The organism is Natronospira bacteriovora (assembly GCF_030848495.1).
GTDB classification, from domain to species: Bacteria; Pseudomonadota; Gammaproteobacteria; order Natronospirales; family Natronospiraceae; genus Natronospira; species Natronospira bacteriovora.
This window is the reverse complement of record NZ_JAVDDT010000011.1, coordinates 17,624-37,115: the sequence shown is the minus strand read 5'-3', so window position 1 is coordinate 37,115 and position 19,492 is coordinate 17,624. Positions and strand designations below refer to the sequence as shown.

16 protein-coding genes are annotated in these 19,492 nt (G+C 63.4%); 8 read left to right on the top strand and 8 right to left on the bottom strand.

What is annotated here, in order from left to right; all coding sequences use genetic code 11:
* Positions 1-34 precede the first annotated feature (34 nt).
* Positions 35-808 carry a M48 family metallopeptidase gene (locus RBH19_RS13190; RefSeq protein ID WP_306729323.1) on the top strand — a complete coding sequence of 258 codons (774 nt, stop codon included), beginning with the start codon at positions 35-37 and terminating at the stop codon, positions 806-808.
* Between the two features lie 25 nt (positions 809-833).
* Here RBH19_RS13190 and RBH19_RS13185 read toward each other — a convergent pair whose 3' ends face one another.
* The gene (locus RBH19_RS13185) at positions 834-2,864 is read right to left on the bottom strand and encodes a methyl-accepting chemotaxis protein (RefSeq protein ID WP_306729322.1); all 2,031 of its coding nucleotides are present in this window, start codon (positions 2,862-2,864) and stop codon (positions 834-836) included.
* A 195-nt stretch (positions 2,865-3,059) separates the two neighbouring features.
* On the opposite strand from RBH19_RS13185, the gene RBH19_RS13180 reads away from it, so the two are divergent.
* A complete protein-coding gene (locus RBH19_RS13180; protein ID WP_306729321.1) occupies positions 3,060-3,536 on the top strand; it encodes a nuclear transport factor 2 family protein in 477 nt (158 codons plus the stop codon).
* Between the two features lie 47 nt (positions 3,537-3,583).
* Here RBH19_RS13180 and bfr read toward each other — a convergent pair whose 3' ends face one another.
* Positions 3,584-4,057, bottom strand: coding sequence for a bacterioferritin (gene bfr, locus RBH19_RS13175; protein WP_306729320.1), 474 nt, complete (start codon positions 4,055-4,057; stop codon positions 3,584-3,586).
* 179 nt (positions 4,058-4,236) lie between these two features.
* Between bfr and RBH19_RS13170 the strand changes: the two genes are divergently transcribed.
* Positions 4,237-5,271, top strand: a complete 1,035-nt coding sequence (locus RBH19_RS13170; protein ID WP_306729319.1) for an LA_2272 family surface repeat-containing protein — start codon at positions 4,237-4,239, stop codon at positions 5,269-5,271.
* 156 nt (positions 5,272-5,427) lie between these two features.
* Entirely contained in the window at positions 5,428-7,620 is a 2,193-nt protein-coding gene (locus tag RBH19_RS13165) for a carbohydrate binding family 9 domain-containing protein (RefSeq protein WP_306729318.1), read from the top strand.
* Positions 7,621-7,630: 10 nt separating this feature from the next.
* On the opposite strand, the gene RBH19_RS13160 is transcribed toward RBH19_RS13165, so the two are convergent.
* The gene (locus tag RBH19_RS13160; protein WP_306729317.1) at positions 7,631-8,011 is read right to left on the bottom strand and encodes a hypothetical protein; all 381 of its coding nucleotides are present in this window, start codon (positions 8,009-8,011) and stop codon (positions 7,631-7,633) included.
* Positions 8,012-8,248: 237 nt separating this feature from the next.
* A complete protein-coding gene (locus RBH19_RS13155; protein WP_306729316.1) occupies positions 8,249-10,678 on the bottom strand; it encodes a DUF305 domain-containing protein in 2,430 nt (809 codons plus the stop codon).
* A 265-nt stretch (positions 10,679-10,943) separates the two neighbouring features.
* On the opposite strand from RBH19_RS13155, the gene RBH19_RS13150 reads away from it, so the two are divergent.
* The 3 genes from RBH19_RS13150 (at position 10,944) to RBH19_RS13140 (ending at position 14,196) form a co-directional block, all read left to right on the top strand.
* Positions 10,944-12,845 (top strand): S9 family peptidase, encoded by a 1,902-nt coding sequence (locus RBH19_RS13150; protein ID WP_306729315.1) that lies wholly within the window; start codon positions 10,944-10,946, stop codon positions 12,843-12,845.
* Between the two features lie 116 nt (positions 12,846-12,961).
* Positions 12,962-13,783 carry an MHYT domain-containing protein gene (locus RBH19_RS13145; RefSeq protein WP_306729314.1) on the top strand — a complete coding sequence of 274 codons (822 nt, stop codon included), beginning with the start codon at positions 12,962-12,964 and terminating at the stop codon, positions 13,781-13,783.
* On the top strand, positions 13,780-14,196 hold the full coding sequence (locus RBH19_RS13140; RefSeq protein ID WP_306729313.1) for an HIT domain-containing protein: 417 nt from the start codon (positions 13,780-13,782) through the stop codon (positions 14,194-14,196). The genes RBH19_RS13145 and RBH19_RS13140 overlap by 4 nt, the downstream gene beginning before the upstream one ends.
* Before the next feature lie 40 nt (positions 14,197-14,236).
* On the opposite strand, the gene RBH19_RS13135 is transcribed toward RBH19_RS13140, so the two are convergent.
* Both RBH19_RS13135 and RBH19_RS13130 read right to left on the bottom strand, forming a co-directional pair.
* Positions 14,237-15,520: a M56 family metallopeptidase gene (locus RBH19_RS13135; RefSeq protein ID WP_306729312.1), complete on the bottom strand. Its 1,284-nt coding sequence runs from the start codon at positions 15,518-15,520 to the stop codon at positions 14,237-14,239.
* On the bottom strand, positions 15,517-15,879 hold the full coding sequence (locus RBH19_RS13130) for a BlaI/MecI/CopY family transcriptional regulator (protein ID WP_306729311.1): 363 nt from the start codon (positions 15,877-15,879) through the stop codon (positions 15,517-15,519). Before RBH19_RS13130 ends, RBH19_RS13135 begins: the two co-directional genes overlap by 4 nt.
* A gap of 258 nt (positions 15,880-16,137) precedes the next feature.
* Here RBH19_RS13130 and RBH19_RS13125 point away from each other — a divergent pair, with 258 nt between their 5' ends.
* The gene (locus tag RBH19_RS13125; protein WP_306729310.1) at positions 16,138-17,442 is read left to right on the top strand and encodes an outer membrane protein assembly factor BamD; all 1,305 of its coding nucleotides are present in this window, start codon (positions 16,138-16,140) and stop codon (positions 17,440-17,442) included.
* 16 nt (positions 17,443-17,458) lie between these two features.
* Here RBH19_RS13125 and RBH19_RS13120 read toward each other — a convergent pair whose 3' ends face one another.
* Entirely contained in the window at positions 17,459-18,943 is a 1,485-nt protein-coding gene (locus tag RBH19_RS13120; protein WP_306729309.1) for a rhomboid family intramembrane serine protease, read from the bottom strand.
* 15 nt (positions 18,944-18,958) lie between these two features.
* Positions 18,959-19,357, bottom strand: a complete 399-nt coding sequence (locus RBH19_RS13115; RefSeq protein ID WP_306729308.1) for a hypothetical protein — start codon at positions 19,355-19,357, stop codon at positions 18,959-18,961.
* Positions 19,358-19,492 lie beyond the last annotated feature (135 nt).

Below are 19,492 nucleotides of genomic sequence, written 5' to 3'. Positions count from 1 at the left end.
TATAATCGGGGTTCACTGCCATCGAGAGGGAACGATGAAAAACGCCGTCACCGTCATCTGCCTTGTTATCCTGCTGACCGCTTGCCAGACCGTGCCCCAAACCGCGCGTGAGCAGCTCCTGCTGACCTCCCCGGAAACCGAGATGGCAATGGGTGAGCAGGCCTTCCGATCCATCATGCGCGGCCAGCGGGAGATCACCGAAGGCGAGGCGTATGAAAGCCTGCAGGTGATTGGACAGCGCATCGTCATGGCGGCTGAACCCATGCTGGAGGCGCGTGGCTTCGGGGATCTGGAATGGTCCTTCCATCTGGTGGATTCGAACACCATCAATGCCTTCGTGGTGCCCAGCGGCCAGGTGGTCTTCTTTCGCGGCATTCTGCCGGTGCTGGAGAACGAGAACGGCATCGCCGCGGTGATGGGCCATGAAGTGGCCCATGTGATTGCCCGCCATGGTGGTGAGCGCATCAGTCAGCGCCTGCTGGCAACCGGTGCCACCTACGGCCTGGCTGCAGCCATGGCCGATACCCGGGAGGAGGCTGACCGGATACTGGCCGCCGCCGGGATCGCGACCCTGTTCCTGCTGGAAATGCCCTACAGCCGCCGCCACGAACTGGAAGCCGACTACCTGGGTGCCCAGCTGATGGCCATGGCCGGCTACGACCCGCGCGAGGCGGTCAAGGTCTGGGAGCGCATGGAAGAGGCGACCCTGTCAGTCCCCGCCTTCCTTTCCACCCACCCCCATTCCCGTGACCGCCGCGATCGCCTGGAAGAGCGCATGCCGGAGTTTCTGTCCCTTTCGGGGCAGTGATGACTGTCCGTGGGGTCATCGGACATCAGGCGCTGGCAGCGTCAATGGCTTCGATGTGGCGGCCTGGCTTCCCTTCGAGTGAGGTCTGAGTTCCCGGGGAACTGACAACATCCCGCTCTGTCTTCGTCGCCCTCCCGGACTCATCGCTGACCCGGAAAGCTGAAACCATGTCATTGAGTACGGCAGCCTGCTCCTGGAGGGAACGGCTCGCCGCGGTGACTTCTTCCACCAGCGAAGCATTCTGCTGTGTCACCTCGTCCATCTGGGAAACCGCGGAATTGACTTGCTCGATTCCGCTGGACTGTTCCTCGCTGGCGGTGGCAATTTCGGATACCACTGTGGTCACACGCTTTACGGCGTCCACAATCTCCGTGAGACTGTCTCCGGTGGCATTGACCAGCTCCGACCCTACCTCGACTCTCGACGCACTGTCGGTAATGAGTTCGCGAATCTCCCGAGCCGCTTGAGCGCTCTTCTGTGCCAGTGTCCGGACTTCGCTGGCCACCACGGCGAAGCCACGCCCCTGGTTGCCGGCACGAGCCGCTTCCACCGCGGCGTTGAGTGCCAGCAGGTTGGTCTGAAAGGCGATCTCCTCGATGACACTGATAATGGTGGTCACCTTGTCACTGGACTCGCGGATCTGACCCATGGCTTGCATGGCTTCGGCAACGACCTGACCGCCCTTCTCTGCATGATCACGGGTGCTGGACGCCAGCTGATCAGCCTCTCTGGCGTTGTCCGCGGTCGTTCGAACCGTTGTCGTCATCTCCTCCATGCTCGAGGCGGTTTCTTCCAGACTGCTGGCTTGCTCCTGGGTGCGCTGCGCCAGATCATCGTTGCCGGCTGCAATCTCGTTCGATGCCATGTGAATGGAAGCGGCTGTCTCCTTAACCTGGGTCACCATTGACTCAATCTTCTGGGTGAAACGGTTGAAGGCCGTCGATAGCTGGGCAATCTCGTCGCGGCCAGTGACTGTCAGGCGCCGCCTGAGATCCCCATCTCCGTCAGCGATGTCTTCCAGTGCCAGCAGAGCCTGCCGAATGGGATCGATGACGCTGCGGCCGATGAGGAAGCCCAGCACCAGGGAGATCGCCACCAATGTAAGTGCCAAGAGGACGAAGCCGGCAAGTCCGGACCAGGCCGCCTGGCGCAGGGCCGTAGCCTCTTCGGTCAGGCTGCGAGCGAGGCCGGTTTCCAGTGCGTGCAGTTGCTCGATACGGGCGGTCTGCTGCTGAAACCAGTCCGCGGCACGGATATCGAATCCACCATCCACACCCCGCTCCAGCGCAATGCGTCGCATGTCGTCACTGGCTTCTACAGCGCGATGTCCCATGGCGCGCTCGAACCGTTCCAGCTGGGTACCTCGCATGAGCGCGCGCATGGCGTCGAGTCGGGTTTGCTGCTGGGCCAGGAGCGACTGAAAGCGCTGGAACTGGGCCGGGGTAAAGAAATCAGCCTCGAACACTGCCGCCAGCATGGCTCTTTCGATGCCCGCCAGCTCCTTGGCATGGATGAGGTTGGCATAACTGGTCAGGCCATTGGCAATGCTGCCATTGTCGCTTTGACGGGGGATACGGCTGATGGCTGCCGCGAAATGTGTGTTGGCGCTGGTGTAGAAGGCAATGGTGTCGTCCAGCTCGCCGGCAAGGCGGGTTACGTCCCGCCGAACGGCGCTGCGCGTTTCCAGTATGCCGCGCGCCAGATTGAGGTCGCCAAGGATGTCCGTGCCGAGGGATCCGGTCTGTTCCAGAGCCTGCGCCAGGGTTTCAAGTGCCTGGTCTGTTGCCTCCCGTTGACCGCCCAGCTGCTGGCGAAAATCCTGACCACCGCTGGCCAGGTAGCCAGCCGACATGCCCCGTTCCAGCTGAACCTGGTGCATCACGTTACTGACTGCCACGGCTACTTCCGTCAGGGACTCGATCCGCTGCATGTCAGCGGCCAGGGTGTGACGATCCAGGCTCCCGACAGCGGCAAAGTAGAGCAGGCCGAGCAATACAGGTGCCAGCATCAACAGTAAACGCAGGCGAATGGAAAATCGCGTGAGCAGATTCAGCATGTCATTGACCCCCGGATGAATGGATGTGCTGACGGGATTCCGTCAAATGCATACCATCGGCTGCAAGAAGTAATTGACATAGATCAATTGCAGGGGGAATAGCACCCACGCAAACATCATCTATACTTTCGGAGCCGGTGTGAGAGCGTTGCTGAATACCCGCCAGTGGTGAAATGACTCGTCGGGGAGGTTGTGGTGCTGATTCGCTGGAAATCGTATGTCCTGCTGTCGCTTGGCTACCTGCTGTGCGCCTCACCGCTTGTAGCGGCCGACGACAATAGCCGGTTGGAAGCCCATCTTGCCACGCTCAACCACGACAGCTTCGTGGATTACATCCTGCATCATGACGTGACGTTGTATTCACGCCTTACTTTGCCGGAATACACCCTGGTCGTGGATATCGGTATTGTCGAGACGCGGGATGAGGTGCTGGCGACGGCGGAGAATCTTTCCGTCACGTCACTGCGCGTGGAGCATGATTATTTTGCCCGCAACGGGGACACGGCGATGGTGTCCGGGCTGTTGCATGTGGAGGGTACGGTCATGGGTCACCCCATTCCCCCTCAGCTCCGTTATCTGAGTGTCTTCGTGGAACGAGAGGGGGAGTGGCGATTGCTGGCCCGTTCCCTGACCGCCTATCGGGATCCACGGCAATCGCCGCCGCCTGAGTGAGCGCCCGCATCTCCGGCATCACGGCTATCGCGTAGGCGTATCGAACCTTATTCGCCCCGGGCCTGTGACTGCTGGTAATTCTCCAGCCCCATCTTGTCGATCAGGCCAAGTTCGGTATCCAGGAAGTCGAAGTGTTTCTCTTCGTCGGTGATCAGGCCGGTGAAAAGGTCACGGGTGGCGTAATCCTGCACCTTCTCGCAGTGGGCGGCCGCTTCCCGGTAGAGTTTCAGGGCGTATTCCTCGGCCTTGCGGTCATTCTCGAGGATGCCTTTTACGTCCTTGCCGATGAGCAGGTCGTCCAGTTGCTGCATCTCCGGGTGACCACCCAGGAACAGAATGCGCTTGATGATGGTTTCGGCGTGATGCATTTCATCCTTGGCGTGGGCAAAGCCGATCTGATACAGCCGATCCAGCCCCCAGTCTTCCAGCAGGTGGGCGTGCAGCACATACTGGTTGATGGCGGTCAGCTCGCTGCGCAGCGCCTTGTTGAGAAACTCGAGTACGCCCTTGTCGCCTTTCATTCCTGCCTCCTTGTGCCTGGTCTGATGCCTCCATCCTACGCTTGTCGTCCACCTGCCGCCAAGCCGGATCGTTGTGGTTCAGGCACTGGATTTGCCGTGTCCACGGGAATAGACTGCTGCCGCTGTCAGGCGTTCTGCTAGCGCCTTCTGTTTCCTGCTTGAGGTGCATGATGCGCAGCGTGAGTCGGCTTGCTTGGATGGTTGTTCTGATCGTTTTCGTCATGGGCACGGCCCAGGCCAAGCCGGGTATTGCCATTTATGAGCCCGCCCAGTATCCGGCCGCCGACGAAGACATCCATGTCATTCGCCTCAATCTGCTCTACGCCCGTAACCGCAACCTCTACGGTGTGGATCTGGGTATGCCCTTTGCGGTGAACCGCCTGGATGGGGAGCTGCGCGGCCTGCAGTTTGGCGGTATCAACGCGGTGGGCGGCTCGGCCGTGGGCGGTCAGTTCGGCCTGATCAACCTCAGTGGCGACAGCCGCGGCGGGCTGGCGCTGGGCCTGATCAACGTGGCCGGTGACGACAGCAACAGCCTCGAGCTGGGGTTGATCAACCTGGCCGGTGACAATGCCCGGGGTCTGGGCTTCGGCTTGATCAATATTGCCGGCGAGCAGCAGATGGGTGCTCGCCTGGGCCTGCTCAACATCACCGGCGAGGACGGTGCTGGCATTGACCTGGGCGTGCTCAACATCGCCGGTGGGGAACACACGGGCCTGCGTTTCGGCGTCTTCAATCTGGGTGGGCAGGATGCACGTGGCCTGGAACTGGGCGGGGTCAACATCCGTGGTGGCGCCCTGTCCGGCATCGGTATCGGGGGTATCAATGTCACCGGCGGTTCCCTGACGGGCCTGCAGCTGGGGGTCATCAACCGGGGCGGTGCCGATGTGGCCGGCGCCCAGCTGGGCGCCTTCAATCGTATCGATGGCAAACTGGGCGGCTTCCAGCTGGGTGGCCTCAACCGCGCCCATGGCAGTCACGCCTTTGCCGGCCAGTTCGGTCTGGTCAACATCAACCATGCCGGCCACAGTGGCCTGCAGGCGGGCGTGGTCAACTACGCCCGGGACCTGGCGGGCCTGCAGCTGGGCCTGGTCAACTATGCCGGTTCACTGCGGGGCGTGCAGCTTGGCGTCCTCAACCTGCGCCGTGAGCCCGGCATGGATCTGCCCGCGGAAGGCCCGGTGGTCTTCCCCGTGCTGACCTGGGCGTTCTGAGCCGTTCAGGCCTCTGGCTCGCGACCGTATCGGCCATCCGTCCCCTTGCCGTGACAGCCCGTCGGCTTATCCCTTGAGACTTCAGGCGACGAGCGGTACCGTACTGCCCCCTTCGGGCAGTCCGCCCCTCCCGACCATCCGGCCCTGGAGACCGTCGTGCGGCATTCGCTTGGCTTGCTGTTGCTTGTTCTGCTGATTGGCCCGACGGCGCTGGCCGCGGAGCGCCCCTTCATCCCCCACACTGACGAAACCATTGTGGTGGACGGTCGCCTGGACGAAGCGGTGTGGTCGAAGGCGGCGGAATTCGAGCTGCCCTACGAAACCCGCCCGGGCGAGAACACGCCCGCGCCCCTGCACACCCAGGCCTGGCTGATTCACAGCGATACACATCTCTATGTGGCCTTTCGCGCCCATGACCCCGATCCTTCCCGCATACGTGCCTATTTCCGGGAGCGGGATGACATCTTCGGCGACGATCTGGTCTCCATCACACTGGATCCCTATGGTGGCCAGCGCCGGGGCTATCAGCTGTTCGTCAATCCCCTCGGAGTGCAGGCGGATCTCTTCATCAATGAGCTGGCCGGCACCGAGGACAGCAGTTACGGCTTCATCTGGGACTCCGCGGGCCGAATCACCGACGACGGCTACGAGGTGGAGATCGCCATTCCCTTCAGCAGCCTGCGTTTTCCGGCCAGCGATAAGGCGATGACCTGGGGACTGGACCTGGTGCGCTTCTACAACCGGGAGCACAGCCGGCGTTTCGCGCTCAGCCCCCTGGAGCGGGGCAATGACTGCTATCTCTGTCAGGTGCGCCCGGTGGACGGATTTGCCGGCACCCGCAGTGGCAGTCGCCTGGAGCTCACTCCCGAACTTTCCCTGGGGGAACGCCGCTTCCCGGCTGAAACGGGTGACGGCCAGGTCCGTGAGCAGGACAGCAATCTCGGGGTCACCGCCCAGTGGGCGCTGACGCCCAGCCTGACCCTGACCGGTACCGTCAATCCGGATTTCTCCCAGGTGGCGGTGGATCCCCTGGAGCTGGACATCAACCAGCCCTTTGGCATCCAGCGCCAGGAACGTCGGCCCTTCTTTCAGGAGTCGGCGGATGTCTTTCAGACGCCCATGGAATCGGTCCAGACACGCAATCTCATCGAACCCTCCGCCGGGCTCAAGCTGGCCGGGCAGCTGGGTGCCCAGGCTGTCGGCCTGTTCCATGTACGTGATCGCCAGCTGAATCTGATCCGGCCGGGGCCCGAGTCGGCGGAATTCCTGCGCCTGGATCAGGAGAGCGAATCGACGGCCTTTCGTCTGCGGCGGGATGTGTTGCGGGATTCCGGCGTCGGTCTGCTGCTGACCCGGCGCACGGCCGAGGATTACGAGAACAATGTGGTGTCGCTGGACGGTCAGTTCCGGCCCAGCCGCCGTGACACCCTGCGCTACCAATGGGCCCGCAGCGAGACCCGTGACGGCCTGGGTGAGGACAACGGGCCCGAGCCGGAAGAAGGCCAGGCACGTTACCTCAACTACCAGCATGAGCGCCGCAATGTTTATGCCGGCCTCAGTCATGATCACCGGGATGCCGAATTTCGTGCCGATCTAGGCTTCATGCCCCAGACCGGCATCGAGGAAAACTCGGCCTGGGCGGGGACCCGCTGGTTCGGGGATGGCAGTGGCTTTCTCACCGAAGCGGATCTGCGTGTACAGCACCGTCGCCGCGACAGCCTGGTGGACGATCAGCGCCTGCTTCGCGATGACGAACTGCAACTTGCCCTGCAGGGGCAGCGCCAGTCACGCCTGACGGTGGCGAGCAGCCGGTTCGAGCAGTGGCAGGGTGGGCAGCGATTTGACGGTGAACGCTGGTTCACCCGCGTCCAGTACGAGCCAATCCGTGGTCTGCGTCTGGAAGCGGAAGCCGATGGCGGGGATCAGATTGATTTCGTTGGTCTGCGCGCCGGTGAGTCACGGCGCTTTGCACCCAGACTGCGAGCCGACATCGGCCGCCATCTGGAGCTGGATCTGCGCTATCAGCGTGAAATACTGGATGTCGATGAAGGCCGCCTGTTCACCGCCTCGACCCGGGAGTTGCGCGCCGGCTGGTATCCGGGCCTGCGTACTTCCCTGCGGCTTATCTCCCAGTGGGCCGATATCGAGCGTGACGCCAGCCTGTACCCGGACGGCATGGGTGAGGACGAGGTCATCTGGGCCAACCAGCTCACCTTTACCTGGCGCCTGGATCCAAGAACGGAGTTCATTGCCGGATACTCGGATCGCCGCAGTGGCGCCAGCCGGGAGGCGTTGAGCCGTGATGCTCAGCGAATCTTCGTCAAGATGAGCTACGCCTGGCAGATCTGAGCCGCCCTCATCAGGCGGCCAGATCCTTCATGCGCATGGTCAGGGTGCCGGAAGAGGCAAGACGCTCAACCGGTCGCGCCCGCCAGCGCAATTTCAGGCGACTGACCTGGCGGTGACCACCCAGGCGACCCACGATTTCGATCGCCGGCAGTCGTTCCCGCTGCTGAATATTGCCGAACACCGCATGACGCGATGCGATGCGATCCGTGGCCCAGGTCCAGATGCGTGCCGCCTCCCGCTGATCCACCACCAGGGATTTCCACTGGCTGTCCACCAGGCCGCGCAATTGATACATCTCGTCCTTCCGGCTCAGTTCCAGGTAGCGCACCTTGCCGTGACCGTGCCTGGCAATCAGGCGATTGAAGACTTCCGGATAATCCGTGTTGACCATGACAGCATTCCTCCTTCCCGGGGCTTTGATGAGTCGCAAGCTTAGGCCGGGGGCGCTGTGGCTACCGTCGGCAGCCGGCGTCAGCAGCTGTAGGTCGTCACCGACAGCGCTTGTCGGCAATTTGGATCCTGGCTGTCGGATACGGACGCTTGGTGTGCCGGGGAGGCATGGATTGGGGAACAAAAAAGGCCCGGCTCCTGGGAGCCGGGCCTGCAATGGCCTTGATCGAGCCGGGGCTTATCGCAGCTGGCGGGAGAGACCGGCGAGGGTATCCGCCAGTTCCTCGAGGCGCCGTCTGTCCATGCCCTCGTGGTTGCGCGCCTCCCGACGAAGGTCGCGGCCGTTGCTGCGCAGGCTGCGTGCCAGACGGCGGTCGTTACCATCAGCGGACAGCGCCTGCTCACTACGGTCCACCAGACCACTCAGCTCGGCCAGGCGGTCTCCTTTGAGGGTTTCGCCACGGCTGAGCTGATCCAGGTAGGCGCGGGCGACCACCGGTTCGGCCGGCCAGTCAATCTGGCGCTGCTTCTGGGGGTTGAACACCCGGTCACCGGCCAGCTTGGCGGCGGCCAGCTCGTTTTCGCTCAGCTCGTCACTGACGGTCAGGCGGAAGACATCCAGGCCCCGAGCCATCTCGGTGCCGTAGATGCGTCCCTGGTGCCAATAGGCCGACCAGTAGCCGCCCGTGACCAGCTCTTCCTCGTCAATGGGGCCGCGATCGAAGAAGGCAATTTCCCTCGGATTCCCGGCATCGCTGAAATCCTTTACCGAAATACCCCCCTGGTACCAGGCCTGAACGAAGAGATCGCGACCGGGCATGGGCACGATGGAGCCGTTGTGGGCCACGCAGTTTTCCTGCTCGGTCTGGGGGGCGGGCATCTTGTAATAGCTGCGGAACTCCAGCTTGCCATCGACGATGTCATAGATGGCATTGGCACCCCAGTGCAGCGGGTCCGAGGCCCGGCAGCGGGGGCGGGTGCCGCCGCCCCATTCATCGGTGAAGATGACCTTGTCACCGGCATTGTTGAAGGTGGCCGAATGCCAGTAGGCGAAGCCCGGGTCGGTCACTTCATCCATGCGCACCGGATTGATGGGATCCGTGATGTCGAACAGGATGCCGTTGCCGGCACAGGCTCCGGCGGCGATGTTGAGGGCCGGGAAGACCGTGATGTCATGGCAGTGGTCCGTGGCCCGGGTGCGCTGGGTGCCATCACCGTGATCGCCGCCGTCCCAGAGGCCATCGGGCGCGCCGGTCTCGCTGTCGGCGAACACGAAGGGGCTGTTGACGATGCGCGCCGCGGCCGGATCATCAACCGGGATTTCGATGATGTCGATGCGGAAGAGAGCGGTCTGGCCGTCACGATGGGGCGGCTTGTCGGAACAGCCTGGCAGCTCCTCGTCATCACGCACGAAGCTGGTGGCCGAGTTGTAGACGATGATGCGGCCGTCCTGATGATCGGAGACGATGGTATGGGTGTGGGATCCGCGGCAGGTCTGCACCGCGCCCACCTGTTGCGGGCGGCGAATGTCGCTGATGTCGAAGATGCGCAGGCCACGGAAACGATCCTCGCTGACGTCACCGGCCACGCCCTGGAGGCCGCAATCCAGGCGACCGCGGGGCTGCTCCACGGACATGATCAGGAAATCACCCGTGACCGATACATCACCCTGGCCGCCGGGGCAGACCACGGAGGTGATCAGCTCCGGCGTGTCACCGTTGGCCATGTCGTAGATGTTGAAGCCGTGGTAGTTGCCGGCAATGACCTTGTCGCCGGCAAAGGCGATATCGGAATTGACGAAGCTCAGCAGGGAGCGCCGTCCTTCCATCTTCTCGTCGCTTTCGCTGGGTTCCTCGCCGGCCAGTTCACGCAGACGGCTCATGGGCAGGCCCGCGGGGTTGTCCGGGTTATAAAAGCCGGGGGGACGCGGCACGTTGGCCAGGTGCTCCATGTTCCAGATCGCTTCGCCGGCATCCTTGAAGCCGGCGGCCAGACCCACGCGGGGGTCGGTGGACAGGCCCGCCAGCAATTGGGTCATGCGGTCGATCTCCGCATCCTGATCGTTGGTGACGTCATTGGCGAACTCGAACATCACCATATCCTGGGCCGAGCCGGGCTGACGCAGCAGCGTCTCGACCATCTCCAGCGCGCCCTTGTGATGCTCGATCATCAACTGCAGGAAGAGGCGATCGAAATCATTGCCCCGGGAGTCGGCCAGGGTCTCCATCTTTTCCGGGGACGCCATGCCGGCCATGTCATGGTGAGCATGATCATGGCCATGGTGATCGTGGCGGCCGGGTACCGCTTCATTGCGCTCCCGAAGCCATTCCTGCATGAAGTCGATTTCATCCTTCTGGGAGGCCAGGATTCGGCCGGCCAGATCCCGGATCTCCTGGTTTGAACTGCGCTCATCGGCCAGCTCGGACATGTCCACCGCTTGCCAGTGATGCACGATCATGTCCTGCATGAAACGGACATCGGCTTCCACGTACTGGATGCTGGCCAGACTGCGGGCCTCTTCGGCACTGACTTCCTTGCTGGCCTGGCCGGGGGCGCCGGGCTGAATGATCGGTACGGCGGCAAGGCTGGTGCCGGAGAAGAGCAGGGTGGTGGCGAAGAGGGCGAAGCGTTGCATGCGTGATGTTTGCTCAGAGCGTGATGAGTTCATCGGCCATTCCATGTCTGAAGGTTGCGGGATGGTGAAAATCCACTTCGGGTCATTCAATACAGCTTATACGATACGTCAATGCCCACCGTGCAACCGTGGGTGCACACGATTCAGGGTATGGGGCAATTCGTTATCTGACCGGCCACCAATGACGGGGTTCCCCGGCCCAGGGGGCCTGCCGGGAATTCTCGTGACGGAGAATGGTCAATAGTCCGAATGCAAGTTGTCATGTCGCCAACCCGTCTTCCGCTTTGAGGAGCTGCCTGTGAGTCTCGTTCGCCCCCTGTTCGTCCTCGCCTCCTTCCTGCTTCTACCCGCCCTTGCCGTCTCCGAATCACGCCAGCAGCCGCTGGAATGGGAGGCCATCTGTGCGGCCGATGTCTGCCGCGCCACGGGGCATGATGGCGTCATGGGCGTCAGCCTGTCCGCCGATGGCGAGGAACTGGCCCTGAGTGTCGATACGCCCCGTCACCAGGGCATCCATCGTCAGTCGGTGGACAGCGGTGACAGCGAATTCTGGGTCGAGGGGCATTCACCGGTCTGGTTTCCCGACGGTCAGGGTATCGTCTTCATCCGTGACCATGAGCTCTGGCGGGTGGCGCGGGATTCGGATCGGCCCCGTCGGCTGACCCGGGATGACGGTGACGTGCGGGCACCGGTGATCTCCCCGGACGGCAAGACCATTGCCTTCATGAGCGGCCGCTCGGGCCATCAGGATGTGTGGCTGGTGGATGCCCAGGGCCGTGATGAGGGCCGTGATGAGGGCCGTGAACCGGCCCGTGCGCTGACCGAAGGCGCCATGACCCTCGAAGAGGCCCGCTTTGGCCTTGCCTGGTCCCCGGATGGGCAATCCATTGCCTTCATCTCCAATGAAGGCGACTACTGGGGCGACAACCTGTGGGTTGTGGACGTCGCCACGGGGGAGCGGCGTCAGCTCTCCCGCTCCTTCATGGCCTGGTATACGCCCAGCTGGTCCCCGGATGGTGAACGCATTGCCGTCATGGGCGCCGACAAGGCGGGCATGTGGTATGGGGACATGGCGGACATTTATGTGGTGGACGTGGCTTCCGGTCGCGAACAGCGGGTCGACATGGCGGTGCACGCCATGGCCATGGACCGTCCCATCTGGGGGCCGGACGGCGACGAGCTTTTCTTCCCCGTGCATGAACGGGCTGAACTGGAATGGTGGCGCGTGCCCGTCGATGGTGGTGTTGCGACGCGGGTCAGCAACATGGGTGGCCTGATCCATGCCTATGACGCCAGCGCCAGCGGCGATCGCTTTGTCGTCGTGCGTTCCACCTCCACCCGGGGCCGCGAGGCGGATCTGCTCACCCTGGAGGGGGGTGAGCCGCGAACGCTGACCGCCTTCGCCTCCCGCTGGCCCGGCGTGCAGGAGGCGGTGGAGATCAGTTATCGCAGCTTTGATGGCCATTACATCCAGGCCTTTCGCTTCCTGCCGCCGGGTTTCGATCCCGGCCAGTCCTACCCCACCCTGATCCAGGTCCACGGGGGCGGCACCAATTCCTATTTCAACGGTTTGAACCTGGTGGAGCAGCGCCTGGCGCAGCAGGGCTATGTGGTGCTCGCGGTGAACTATCGAGGCGGTTCCGGTTTCGGTCGCCCCTTTCAGGACATGGCCATCGAGGACTGGTCCAATGCCCAGGCCCTGGATGCGGCGGCCGCGGCCGACTGGGTGCGCAAGCAGCCCTGGTCCAGCGGCAAGGTGGGCATCTATGGCTACAGCTACGGTGGCATCATCAGTCTCGCCGCGGTGACCCGGGCACCGGAGGCCTTCGACGCCGCCGTGCCCATGGGCGGCATTTACGACTGGGCCCATGCCTGGGAATACACCGACCGCCTGGGCCGGATCCTCACCGCCGACGGCCACGGTGGCACCCCGCAGGAGCGGCCGGAAACCTATCGGGTGAGTGATTCGGTTCGTCTGCTCGATCAGGTGCAGACGCCGATCCTGATCATGCATGGCGAGGCCGACACCCGCGCCCCCTTCAGTCAGTTCGAGCTGGTCGTAGAGGCCCTCGAACAGCATGACAAGGTCTTCGAGAGCCACAGCTATCCGGATGAGCCCCATCGTTACCGCCGCCTTGAGAATCGCGTGGACATGTACGAGCGCCTGGAGACCTGGATGGATCGCTGGCTGCGGGAGTGAGGGCAGTCAGTACCTGCCGGCCTTCAGCGGCCGAGCAACTGCCGCCAGACCCTGCGCCTTTTACATAAGCCGAAAACCTTGTACATTCAGGCGGATTGCAACAGAGGGGAATGGCCATGGATTTCTGGCTTTCGGATGTCGTATATGGATTGCTCGTGGTTTCCTTCCTGGTGGCGGCCTTCGGCGCCCTGTCCACCTTCTCCGCCGCCCGCTGGATTGCGCCGGCCGGGCGTACCCGCCTGTCCTGGCTGCTGCTTTCCGCCATGATCCTGGCCGGCTGCACGGCCTGGGCGCCGTACTTCCTTGGTCTGCTCGCGGTGACCCCGGACACCCTGATTACCTTTGATGCCCGTCTTGCGCTGGCCGCATTTCTGGCACCGCTGCTGGCCTTTCTGCCGGGCCTGTATCTGGCCTATCGCTGGGGGCATGTGCCGGGTCTGATCCCGCTGGCGGCGGTGTTCATCGGCGGCGGCCTGGCCGCCATGAACTATCTGGCGGCCGCAGCCATTCGTGTCCAGGGCCTGATTGTCCACGATGAGTTCTTCCTGTTCGCGGGTGTGGCCCTGGCGGTGTTGCTGGCGGTGCCGGCCATGTATCTGGCCCGCAGTCCGCGGCCCCGTTATCGCTATGTGGCCGCGCCCGTGATGGCCCTGGCCGTGCTCAGCATGTACGTGGTCAGCATGGGCGGCTTCGAGATCCAGGCCGCTGCGGTGGCGGATCTGGATTATTTCACCGGCGCGCTTACCCCGCCGCTGATACTCCTGCTGGCCGGCCTGAGTGTGGTGGTCTTCTCCATCCTGTCCCTGACGCTGGGCCTGTCCCAGTCGGATAGCTACGACAATGCGCCGGCGGCCTCGGACAGTTCGGATGAAATCCAGCGGGTGCGTGAGGAAATCAAGCGGCGTCACGAGGCGCTCAAGGCCGGCGCCGATTCATGAGTGAGTTCCAGCTGCATCCGCGCCTGCAGGCGGATTGCCATGTACTGGGGCGTTCGGCCGCCGGCTGGCTGCTGCTGCAGCGCAATGCCACGCTGCCCTGGTACCTGATGGTGCCGGAAAGCGATGAGCGCGAGCTGCAGGCTCTGCCAGCAGCGCAACGCCAGCCTCTCATGGAGGCGGTGTTCGCCCTGGCGGCCTTCGTGAAACAGCATCATGGCAGTGAACACACCAACATGGCCGCCATCGGCAATCTGGTGCCGCAGCTGCATGTGCATGTGGTGGGCCGCTACCCGGGTGACGCCTGCTGGCCGGGTGTGGTGTGGGGAAACTTGCCGGCTGGGGAAGACTGGTCGGCAGCGCAACTGGACGGCATCCGGCAAGCGCTGAATGAGGCGGGCATGATCAGGAATTGAAGGAGGCCCCGGCCACACTCGGTGGCCGGGGCTGCTTGTGTCAGTCGAGCCGGAAGTGGATGGTCTGGCGGACGGTTGCCGCACGCACCTCCACCGACCCATCCGGCAGTTCCTCCATCGCGGGGTGGATTCTCCACTGCTCCACGGCCTCCACCGCGGCTTCATCAAAGACGCCTTCCGGATTGGAGGCGACCACGGTTACGTCGCTCACACTGCCATCCTTGTGTACCCGCATTTCCATAGTGACTTCACCCTCGATGCCCTGTTGGACCGCTTCTCTCGGCCATTTGGGTGCCACCCGCACGATGGGTTTCAGTGCGCCGTCCTTGTGTTCAGCCGGGTCGGCCTCGGTGGCCTGATGCCGGTCCGTGTCGCTGGCCGTGTTGACCAGGCTGCCCGCCAAGGCCGTGCCGCTCACCAGTGCCAGCAGCAGAATCCCCAGTCCGCCTGCCACGGACAGTCGTTGCTCGCGTGATTTTCCAATCATCATCATTCGCTCCCTGAGTGAGCCGCGTGTGATCCAGGACACAGCCAGGTGGCGCGGCTCCAGGCCACTCGAGCTGCAAAGCAGATGGGCATAGTCAATGCGCGTGGATGGCTTGAGCTGAACGACCACGCTCTCATCGGCGGCCAGTTCCTGGTCCCGGCGCATGCGCCCGGCGGCCAGATGGACCAGGGGGTGAAACCAGAACAGGCTGCGCAGGAACAGCAGCACGGCATTCCAGACGGTATCGCCGTGGCGCAGATGGGCCAGTTCATGTTCGAGCATCAACAGGCCCTCGTCGGCGACCCGGTCCCGGCTGTCCAACGGCAGCACAAGGCGGGGGCGTACCACGCCGACCAGCATGGGGCTGCGGCAGGCGCTGGTCTGCATGACCGACAGCCAGCGCGGTATCGCGCTGCAGTCCAGCCAACGGCGCCATGGCCCGGTGATGGCGGAGCCCGGCCGGGCGCCCTGCTGCAGGCCGCGCTCGAAGCGCCACTGGCTGAACAGGCTGAATCCGCCCAGCAGCAGGGCACCGGCCAGCCAGACGGCGAGCAGCACGCCGCTCAGGGACGATCCGGTCTCACTGCCCGTGACCGTCAGGGTGTCCATGACAACGGTGGGGTTCAGCGATGGCGGAAGGGGCGTGGCGAGGGGTGCCCCCGTGGCAAGAAGGCCGGCCGGCAGCAATGCCGGCAGCGGTAGCAGCCAGCAGGCGTAGGCCAGTCGCCCCGCGCCGCAGCGACGCATCCAGGCCGACAACAGCCAGGCCAGGGGCAGCAGCAGGGCCAGGGCGAGGCTGGTATGGGCCAGCCAGTGCAGGATAGCGTGCGGGCTCATTCTTCCATCTCCTTCAGGATGGCCAGGATCTCCCGGCGGTCTTCCTCGGACAGTTTTTCACGACGGGCGAAGGCCGATACCAGGGGCGCCAGACGCCCCTGGCAGTGGCTGTCCACCAGCTGCCCGGTCTGCTCCCGCAGCCAATCCTCGCGGCTGAGGCAGGGGCTGTAGAGGAAGGGGCGGCTGCCGCCTTCCCGCCGGACGGCGCCCTTGTCCAGCAATCGGGCCAGCAGGGTGCGCACGGTTTTCGGGCTCCAGTCCTCCCGGGCGGTGACGGCAGCGACGATGTCGCCGGAGTGCTGCGGTTGCGCGTCCCAGAGCACTTCCATGACACGGGATTCGGATTCGGATATCTTCATGGCTTGGACTACAGTTGTAAGTTTGATGCTTTCAAGCCTACATGTGTAGTCCATTCTGTCAAGGCTTCCGCACCCGACATCATGCCCGGATTGCATGAGCGGAGCCCGGCAGCGACAATCGACAGGCCGATCCGTGGCCGGGGAGCCCGGTTCGGCTTCCATCAGGACATTCGGGCCCACCGCGTTTCGGCGCTGTCACCATCCGGACGATGGTGATGAACGAAAAGGCCCGCCAGGGAGACAAGAGGGGAAAGCCAGATGGCCTTGCTTGATGATGAGAATCGCATTCCGCGGGTATGGGAACGACTGCCCCGCATCTTCGCCTATCCATTCCATTCCGCCTGTCTGACATCGCTGGGGCTCTTTGCCCTGCTGTACGGCGTGGGGATCTTTCTTCCCCTGATCGGCTTCCTGCTGGTGCTGGTCGCCTATGTCGGCCTCTACAAGTTTGCTGCGGACTGCCTTGAGGCCACCGCCCGGGGCTGGATGGAACCGCCGGAGATACAGAGCGCCAATACCAGCTGGATGCTGGCCAAGCAGTTTCTGCTGCTGTTCGGTCTCATCCTGCTGGTGGTTGCCGTGGCCATTGCCACGGGGTCGATGCTGCTGACCGCGCTGGTGGGCCTGGCCGTGGGTTTCGCCTGGCCGGCCGCCATCATGATCGTGGTGATGACCAACAGCCTGCTGTATGCCCTCAACCCCCTGGCCTGGTTCAATGTGATTCGTCGCATCGGCTGGGCCTATTTCATTGCCGTGCTCTTGCTGATGATGCTGTCCCTCAGCCAGACCATGGCGGAAGGCCTGATGGCCTGGCTGGCCGGTTACGGCTGGCTGGGGGCCGTGGGCCTGTTCCTGGTGGGCGGGTATTTCCTGATCGCCAGTTTCCACCTCATGGGTTATCTGGTCTACGAGAACCACGAAGCCCTGGGTGTCGAGGTTGACGGCGAGGGCGTGGACAAACGGCGTGAGGGCAAACAGGTGTCGGTGCCGGCAACACCCGCCCTGCAGGAGGCCGAGGAGCGCATTCGCCAGGGCGACACCGATGGTGCCATTGCGCACCTGCGCACCACCCTGAATCAGGGCGGCCTGCCGGAAGAGCACGAGCGTTACCGCAAGCTGCTGTCCCTGCAGGGGCGCAAGGAAGAGCTCCTTGAGCACGGACGTGAATACATTTCCATCCTGCTTTACGGGCATGAAGATGAAAAGAAGGCCATGCTGGTGATGAAGGAATGCCTGCAGCTGGATCCGAACTTCCGGCCGAAGGAAGCCAGGACCGTACTGGACCTGGCCCAGGTGATGGATCGATTCGCTGACCATGAATCGGTGATCAAGCTCACCAATGGCTTTGCCCAGCAGCATCCGAAGCATCCGGACGTGGCCGAGAACTATTACCTCGCGGCCCGCGCCCTGTGGTTCGGCCGCGGCAAGGATGAGCAGGCATTGAAAATTCTCGGGCAGCTGATTCGGCGATTCCCGGAGCATGAGAAACGCGGGGAGATGGAGCGGCTGGCCAGTCAGATCTCGGAGGGCCCGCTGACATCACCAAAGCCGAAGCCGGCCTGAATGGACCTGCCTTGCTTTAGAGCTGTCGGCGAAGTGCCTGGATCCGTTGGCGTTCAGGCGCCGTCTGGACGAATCTGTCCGCCAGTGCCAGGCAGTTGCCGGCCCGATTCGGCTCGCCCTTGAGCAGCCAGGCGTGCGCCAGCTTCAGGCAGGCATCGGCCATCCCGGCCGGTACCTGTTTCATTCGGCCCAGCGCCCGGATCAGTCGCTGTGCCTCCTCTGTCTCACCCCAGCCGGCCAGGCGGCCGGCCAGGGATGTCAGCTGGGCCGGGCGCAGGCGTATCCGGCCCTGCCCGAGGTAGTCCCGGGCGGTTTCCAGGATGAAGGCACGGCTGGCCGCATCACGGCCGGGCAGGGCAAAGATGGCGGCGGCCGCCTCATGGCGCTCCGGGTCACCGGCCTGCAGCTTGCAGGCGGCGTACCAGAGCCTGAGTACCTGAATGTCCTGCCCGTGACGCTCCAGCAATGGCCGCAGGGCTCGCTTGGCCTTGTCCGGTCGTAGCTCACTCAAGGCTTCGCGTGCGTGGAGCAATGTCTCGCGGTCATCGTCTTCACGCACTTCCTCATCCAGGAATTCGCGGTCTTCCCAGTTGAGCTTCAGCACCAGCACACCCAGCAGGGCCCCGGTGACGATGCCGCCGATGTGCGCGTCATAGGCCACATTGCTGTCGTCCATGAAAAACTGCAGCAGCTCCCAGCCCAGCCAGGCCGGCAGGAGGATCAGCGCCGGGGCGCGCACGTAATCGAAGTAGACGAAGAACCAGTAGAAGAAGCGCACCTTGCGCAGGCCGTAGAGGACGGCGAACAGGCCCATGAGACCGGCAATGGCCCCGGAGGCGCCCAGCATGCCGGTGGGAATGCCCCAGTTCATGAGCAGCGTGGCGCCGGCGGCACCCAGACCCGATAGCAGGTAGGCGCCCAGATACAGCCATCGCCCCAGGGCCCCTTCCACCAACAGACCCAGCAGAACCAGGAAGAGCATGTTGCCGAACAGATGCATGAAACTGCCATGCATGAACATGTGGGCGAACAGGTTCGCCGGCTCCACCTTCCAGTATTTGAGCAGGTAACGCTGGGTGAAGCTCTCATCCATCATGGATTCGAACTGTTCACGCTGCTGCGCCCAGTCCGCCCAGTCCTCGGAATCCCGGCTGAGGAACTCGCCGGCTTCGGCGGCCTCGAGAAAATCGGGATGGCTTTCGAGCACATTGGCCCGGAAAAGGGCGATGAAGGCGTCCGGCACATCCTCCTCCGCCAGGGCATCCAGCTCCTGGCGATAATCCCAGTGAGGCTGGTCATTCGGCGAGATGTGTTCGCCGAACCATTCCCATTCCTGTGCCGACAGGCCACTGTCGTGGTAGTACTGCCCCGCCTCGGTTTCAACGGCACCGTCACCCCCCTGAAGGACAAAAAAGACAAGCACGTTGATCAACAGGATCAGGGCCGTGACGACGGGGAAGTTTTCCCGGGTGGGTTTCTTGTGCAGGGGCAGAATCAGCATGAGAGGAAGCCCGCTTCAGTCCCGGGAAGGACGCGCCTGGCGGGCGACCGCTGCGGGTGGCCGTGGCCGATCCCCTGTTTCACGAGAGGGTTCTGAATCCTGGCGCTGGCCAGCCGAAGCGAATACATGGTGCGGGGAAGAGCCATCCCCGATCTGAAAGAGCACCTGGCGTGCCCGGATTTCATGGTAGAAGGCGAACAGCAGGGCGCCGATGAAGAAAAGCACTTCAAGGGGGACGGTGGTCAGCCAGCTGCCGGTGTAGACGGCCAATGCCGCGAGCCCGCCCTGGCTCCAGACATTGCTCCGCAAATCCTTGCGGCTGCTTCGGCTCTTCCACCAGGGCTGGCGGCGTACCGCGTTCGGCGGCAGAAGATGGCGAGGTGCTTCGGTGGGCAGCAGTGAGCGCTGGTGCATGATCGTCCCCTTTATTCTTGTTCCCTGGGAACCACTGATTCGCCCCCTCGCGCCCGGTGAGACCGATATCGAGTTCGCGGATCAGGGCATCCCTTTCCCCGCGGCCAGATTAAATAGCCGCGGGGAGGGATGCAA